The sequence below is a fragment of the Ralstonia sp. ASV6 genome (genome assembly GCF_016429285.1).
Classification (GTDB): Bacteria; Pseudomonadota; Gammaproteobacteria; order Burkholderiales; family Burkholderiaceae; genus Ralstonia; species Ralstonia flaminis.
Genome location: NZ_JAELUI010000237.1, coordinates 1 through 5135 on the forward strand (window position 1 = coordinate 1; position 5135 = coordinate 5135).

The window sequence follows — 5135 nt, forward strand, 5'->3', positions numbered from 1 at the left end:
CCAAGCCCTTGTAGCGGGTGGCCTTGTCGCGGGCGATGGCAACCTGCGCCTGCGCGCGGGCGAGTGCGCCTTGTGCCGCGTCCACCTGTGCCTTGAGCGGCGCCGGATCGATACGGAACAGCACCTGGCCAGCCTTGACGACCTGCCCCTCTTCATAGGCGCGCTTGAGCACGATGCCATCTACGCGTGCGCGCACTTCTGCCGTGCGATACGGCTCCAGGCGGCCGGGCAGTTCGGTCTCCAGCGGCGCGTCGGAGCGCTGCGCAACGGCAAACTCGACTTCCGGCGGGCCGGCAGGCTTGGCAACCTCGTCGGTGTGTTTGCTGCAGGCCTGAAACACGGTAAGCGCACATGCGCAGAGCAACCACCGGGACGAACGGGAGCCTTGGAACAACACGGAGAACTTCATGGGAAGGGGGCTGGGCGCGTGCACGCCCGAGATATTGAAAAAGCGAAGCGGAAGGCTAGCATGTCGCTCCGCCTCTGCTCGACCGATTGATTTCCCAATCTGATCAAGACCTTACGAAGCAGGCGCCTCCACGAGGTACCTGCGCAAATGCGTCGCCCGAAGCCGCGTCAGAACACCCGACCGAGCTGCAGATACACGTTCCACACGCCCTGCGGCGCCAGGGCAAAACCGAAGTACAACGGGCCGATCGGGCTGTTGCCGCCGACGAACACGCTGCCGCTCTTCAGGTAGCCGCCGCGGCCGAAGTTGTTGCGCAACTGCCAGACGTTGCCCGCCTCCGCGCTGGCGCCGAAGACCGGCGCGCGCAAACCCAGCAGATCGTCCACGCGCAAGTCGTATAGGTAGGTCAGACGCCCGTACAACAGGTACTGACCGTTGAACTGATCCTGCGCATAAGCCGAGAGATGCTGGAAGCCTCCGAGGTAGAAGCCCTCGTTGGCGCCGTTGCCACTATCGCCACCGTTGTCTCGCGTCGGGCTGTTCGCACCAAACTGCCCCGCCCCTTCCAGCGCGACGTTGAACGTATGGCGCCCGTAGCTCGTTGCCCACAACCCCTTGGCCTGGGCGGTGTTGTACTTCTTGTCGAGCGAACCGAAACCCGCTTCCACGCTGCCGAACAGGTAATAGCCGCTGCGCGGGAACAGTGCGTCGTCGAGCTGGTCCAGCGTGAGCTGTGCCCGAAACGCCGGCTGGCTGGCAGTCAGGGATGGAAGACTGTCCGCATCCACGATGTTGCCGAATTCGTCCGTCACCACGGTCAGGTAGTTGAAGGTCGCCGTCTTCTTCACATAGTTCACACCCAGCCGCAGTTCGCCTTTGCGACCCAGCGGAATGCCCAGGTCAACACCGGCGCGCGCCGTCTCGATGGTGAGGTTGTTGAACGGCTTGGAGTCTTTGGTGGGCGACTCATCGTCGAAGTACACGTCCGAGCTGCGGCGTGAATACTCCGCGTACGGCGCAATGTAGAAACCGCGCGCTTGCCACAGCGGCTGCCGCAATTCGGTATGGATGCTGGCCCGGTTGCTGCCGAGCACGATGTCATTGCGCCACTCCAACCCGCCCTGTGTCAGCCACGGATACCGGTGCCCCAGATTGACGTTGAACGCACCACGCCCATCGAAGTTGGTCGACATGCCCAAGCCGAACAGGAAGAACTGGTTACCCCAGGATTTCTCGTGTGCGTCGATCTTGAGCGTGTGGACGCCGTTTTCTTCCACCAGCCGCTGTGTCACGGTTTCAAAGTCGCCGGTGGTGGCCAGGGCCGAGAGTTCGCGGTTGAGTTCTTCTGCGTCATAGGTGTCGCCCTCGCGCACCTTGAGCAGCTGGCGCACACGCGCCACCGGCACGCGGCCGCTGGTGGTCACATCAATGGCGTCGATGCGCGCACCTTGCGCCAGCATGCCCTGCGGTATATGGGCAGCACGGTAGGCTGCATACGCCTGCGGCGAGAGCGACAGCGCCGCCAGCTTGGCCTCGACACCCTGGGCCGCCTTCTCGCCCTGCGCGACACCCTGCGGCCCCTTGGCAAAGTCCGTGAACGACAACTCATTGAGTTGCGGTTCGATCAATACGTCGCGCCCCCGCAACAGCGCCTTCTGGGCGCGCACGTTCTGGCCGACCAGGATGGTGATCATCTGCTGCGTCACCGCCGCCGGCGAGGCGAGGTCTTCCGGCCGCTGCAGGTCGGAGCCGATGTTGACGGCAATGATGATGTCCGCGCCCATGTCGCGCGCCAATTGCACCGGCAGGTTGGCCACCAGGCCGCCGTCCACCAGCGTGCGTCCGTCCACCTCGATGGGCGCGAACAGGCCGGGCACCGCCATGCTGGCGCGCATCGCCAGCGGCAGCGAGCCGCGATCGAGGATCACCGGATCGCCCGTCGCCAAGTCGGTTGCCATGGCCTTGAATGGAATCGGCAGTTGCGAAAACTTGATGTTGTCGGGCCACTGGGCCGTCCAATTCTTGAGCAGTGCCAGCAGACGGTTGCCCTGCACCAGCCCGGCAGGCAGCCTGAGCCGGCCGTCTGCATAACCGGCAGACAAGCCGATCGGGTACTGGAAATCATCCTCGCGCAGCGATTGCGGCAGCTTGGCGCGCTCGTTGCGGTCGAAGGCGATGTCGCTCAGGTCAACCTGCGTGAGCTTCTGCTCCAGCGCATCCGCCCCCAGGCCACTGGCGTACAGCCCCCCCACCACGGCGCCCATGCTGGTAGCGGCAATCACGTCCACCGGAATGCGCATGCGCTCCAGCATCTTGAGCACGCCGATATGCGCATAGCCACGCGCCCCGCCGCCCGACAGCACGAGGCCGATCCGCGGGCGCGTGGATTCAGTGTTCACGGCGGTTGGAGCTGGGTTGGGCGCTGTCTGGCCGTGCGCTGCCGGCGAGAACGCGATCAGCAAAACCAGCCCGGCAGCAGCCAAGCGGCGCACAGAAAGAGCCGTCAGGAAAGCCATGAGGAGGAATCGATCCAGGCTGATTTGTTATGGATTAAAACTTTGCAGGCGCCATGATTCCACAACCCGGATTTACCCGGTGCAATTCCTGTGCGCCGCACCAAGCCGCACGGTATCGGGCGTCACGCGCCGATGAATACTTTTCAGGTTGAAAGTGACAGAATATTGCGCAGACCCCGACACGCTTGTTCCTAAAATCCGCGGTCGCCTCGTTGATCCATCAAACGCGGGCGCAAGAAGACGTTCGGTATTGCAGAGCCTGCCTGGCAATGTATCGGGAGTGCCAAATAGGCCCATAGAACTGAAACGCCCAGAAACAGGAGGAGATCAAGATGTGGAATCAAGTCTATGACCCGCTCGGCAGTGCCGTATGGTCAACCATCGCGGCCGGGGTACCGGTGGCCGTGCTGCTGTGTTCGCTGGCCTTCTTTCATATGCAGGCCCACTTGGCTGCGGGCCTGGCGCTGATAGTCGGCATCGGCATTGCGTCGTTCGTGTTTGGCATGCCGGCCGCCATGGCGGGCAAGGCAGCAGGCCTTGGCATCGTCTCCGGCCTGTTCCCGATCGGCTGGATCGTCCTCAACATCATCTTCCTGCATCGGCTCACCACCTTGAATGGCTCATTCAAGGTCTTGCAGAACTCCATCTCGGGCATCACCGAAGACCGCCGCCTGCAACTGCTGCTGGTGGCGTTCAGCTTTGGTGCGTTCTTTGAAGGCGCGGCAGGCTTCGGCACGCCGGTGGCCGTGACGGGCGCCATCCTGATCGGCCTGGGCTTCTCGCCGCTGGCAGCGTCTGGCCTGGCGTTGATCGCCAACACCGCACCGGTGGCCTTCGGGGCGCTGGGTGCACCGCTCATCGGGCTGGCCTCCGTCACGGGGCTGGATCTGCTGCACCTGTCGGCCATGGTCGGCCGCCAGTTGCCGTTCTTCTCGGTGCTGGTGCCGTTCTGGCTGATCTGGGCGTTTGCGGGCTTCCGCGGCATGTTGCAGATCTGGCCGGCGATTCTGGTGGCAGGCGTGTCGTTCGCCATTCCGCAGTTCCTGGTGTCGAACTTCCACGGCCCGTGGCTGGTGGACGTGATTGCGGCGCTGGTGTCGATGGGCTCGCTCACGCTGTTCCTGAAGGTGTGGAAGCCCAAGACCATCTGGACATCGACCGCCCTGCGCAACCGTGAGGACAACTCCCGCGTCGATCCCGAAGCCGCGGCTGAGGCGCGCGAAGCCACCACCGCCACCGACGGCAAGATCTCGCGCATGCAAGCGTGGCTGCCGTGGGTGATCCTGACGGTCTTCGTGTTCATCTGGGGCGTGCCGCAGTTCAAAGCGTTGGTCGACGGCATCTGGCAATTCAAGTTCCCGATTCCGGGGCTGGACAAGATGGTGGTCAAGGGCCCGCCGGTGGTCGCCAAGGAAACGAAGGAAGGCGCGGTGTTCCTCTTCAACGTGCTGTCGATGGCAGGTACGGGCATCCTCGTCTCGGCCGTCGTGGGCGGCCTGCTGATGGGCTACTCGATCCCGCGCATGCTCAAGGAGTACTGGAACACCATCAAGCTCACGCGCTATTCGCTGCTGACCATCTGCGCGATGTTCGGCATTGGCTACCTGACCCGCTACTCGGGGCTGGACGCCACGCTGGGTCTGGCCTTTGCGCACACCGGCGTGCTGTATCCGCTGTTCGGCACGATGCTGGGCTGGCTGGGCGTGGCGCTCACCGGTTCGGACACGGCATCGAACGTGCTGTTCGGCGGCCTGCAGAAGACCACAGCAGAACAGCTTGGCTTGTCGCCGATCCTGATGTCTGCGGCCAACAGCTCGGGCGGCGTGATGGGCAAGATGATCGACGCACAGTCCATCGTGGTGGCTTCTACCGCCACCAAGTGGTACGGCCACGAGGGCGACATCCTGCGCTATGTGTTCTTCCACTCGATTGCGCTGGCCTTCCTGGTGGGCCTGCTGATCACGCTGCAGGCGTACGTGGAACCGTTCACGCACATGGTCGTGCGCTGAGAGCCCCCCACCTCTCTGCACAAGAAGCCGCTCAACCGAGCGGCTTTTTTCATGCCGAGACGTGCGTGGGCCCAGGGGCCTGTCAGTAATTTCGTGTTCAAGGCATAACATGCCCTCAAGGAGGGTTTATGCCTCGCGAACCGAAGACCAAGCCGGTCGAGCTGCCGGCGATTCCAGCCAAGCTGCTTGAGCAGTTCGGCA

3 protein-coding genes are annotated in these 5135 nt (G+C 63.5%); 1 reads left to right on the forward strand and 2 read right to left on the reverse strand.

Features of this window, described 5'->3' with window-relative positions; translation table 11 throughout:
- A partial coding sequence (locus tag JHD73_RS26515) for a biotin/lipoyl-binding protein (protein ID WP_199033133.1) occupies window positions 1-409 on the reverse strand: 409 nt, incomplete at its 3' end.
- 167 nt (window positions 410-576) lie between these two features.
- Window positions 577-2925, reverse strand: a complete 2349-nt coding sequence (locus JHD73_RS26520; protein WP_199033134.1) for a patatin-like phospholipase family protein — start codon at window positions 2923-2925, stop codon at window positions 577-579.
- A 332-nt stretch (window positions 2926-3257) separates the two neighbouring features.
- Between JHD73_RS26520 and JHD73_RS26525 the strand changes: the two genes are divergently transcribed.
- On the forward strand, window positions 3258-4934 hold the full coding sequence (locus JHD73_RS26525; RefSeq protein ID WP_199033135.1) for an L-lactate permease: 1677 nt from the start codon (window positions 3258-3260) through the stop codon (window positions 4932-4934).
- Window positions 4935-5135: the final 201 nt, after the last annotated feature.

Excerpts from the sequence above, each read along its gene's own strand:
- JHD73_RS26525 (WP_199033135.1), top strand. The coding sequence starts at position 3,258 with ATGTGGAATCAAGTCTATGACCCGCTCGGCAGTGCCGTATGGTCAACC.
- JHD73_RS26520 (WP_199033134.1), bottom strand. The coding sequence starts at position 2,925 with ATGGCTTTCCTGACGGCTCTTTCTGTGCGCCGCTTGGCTGCTGCCGGG.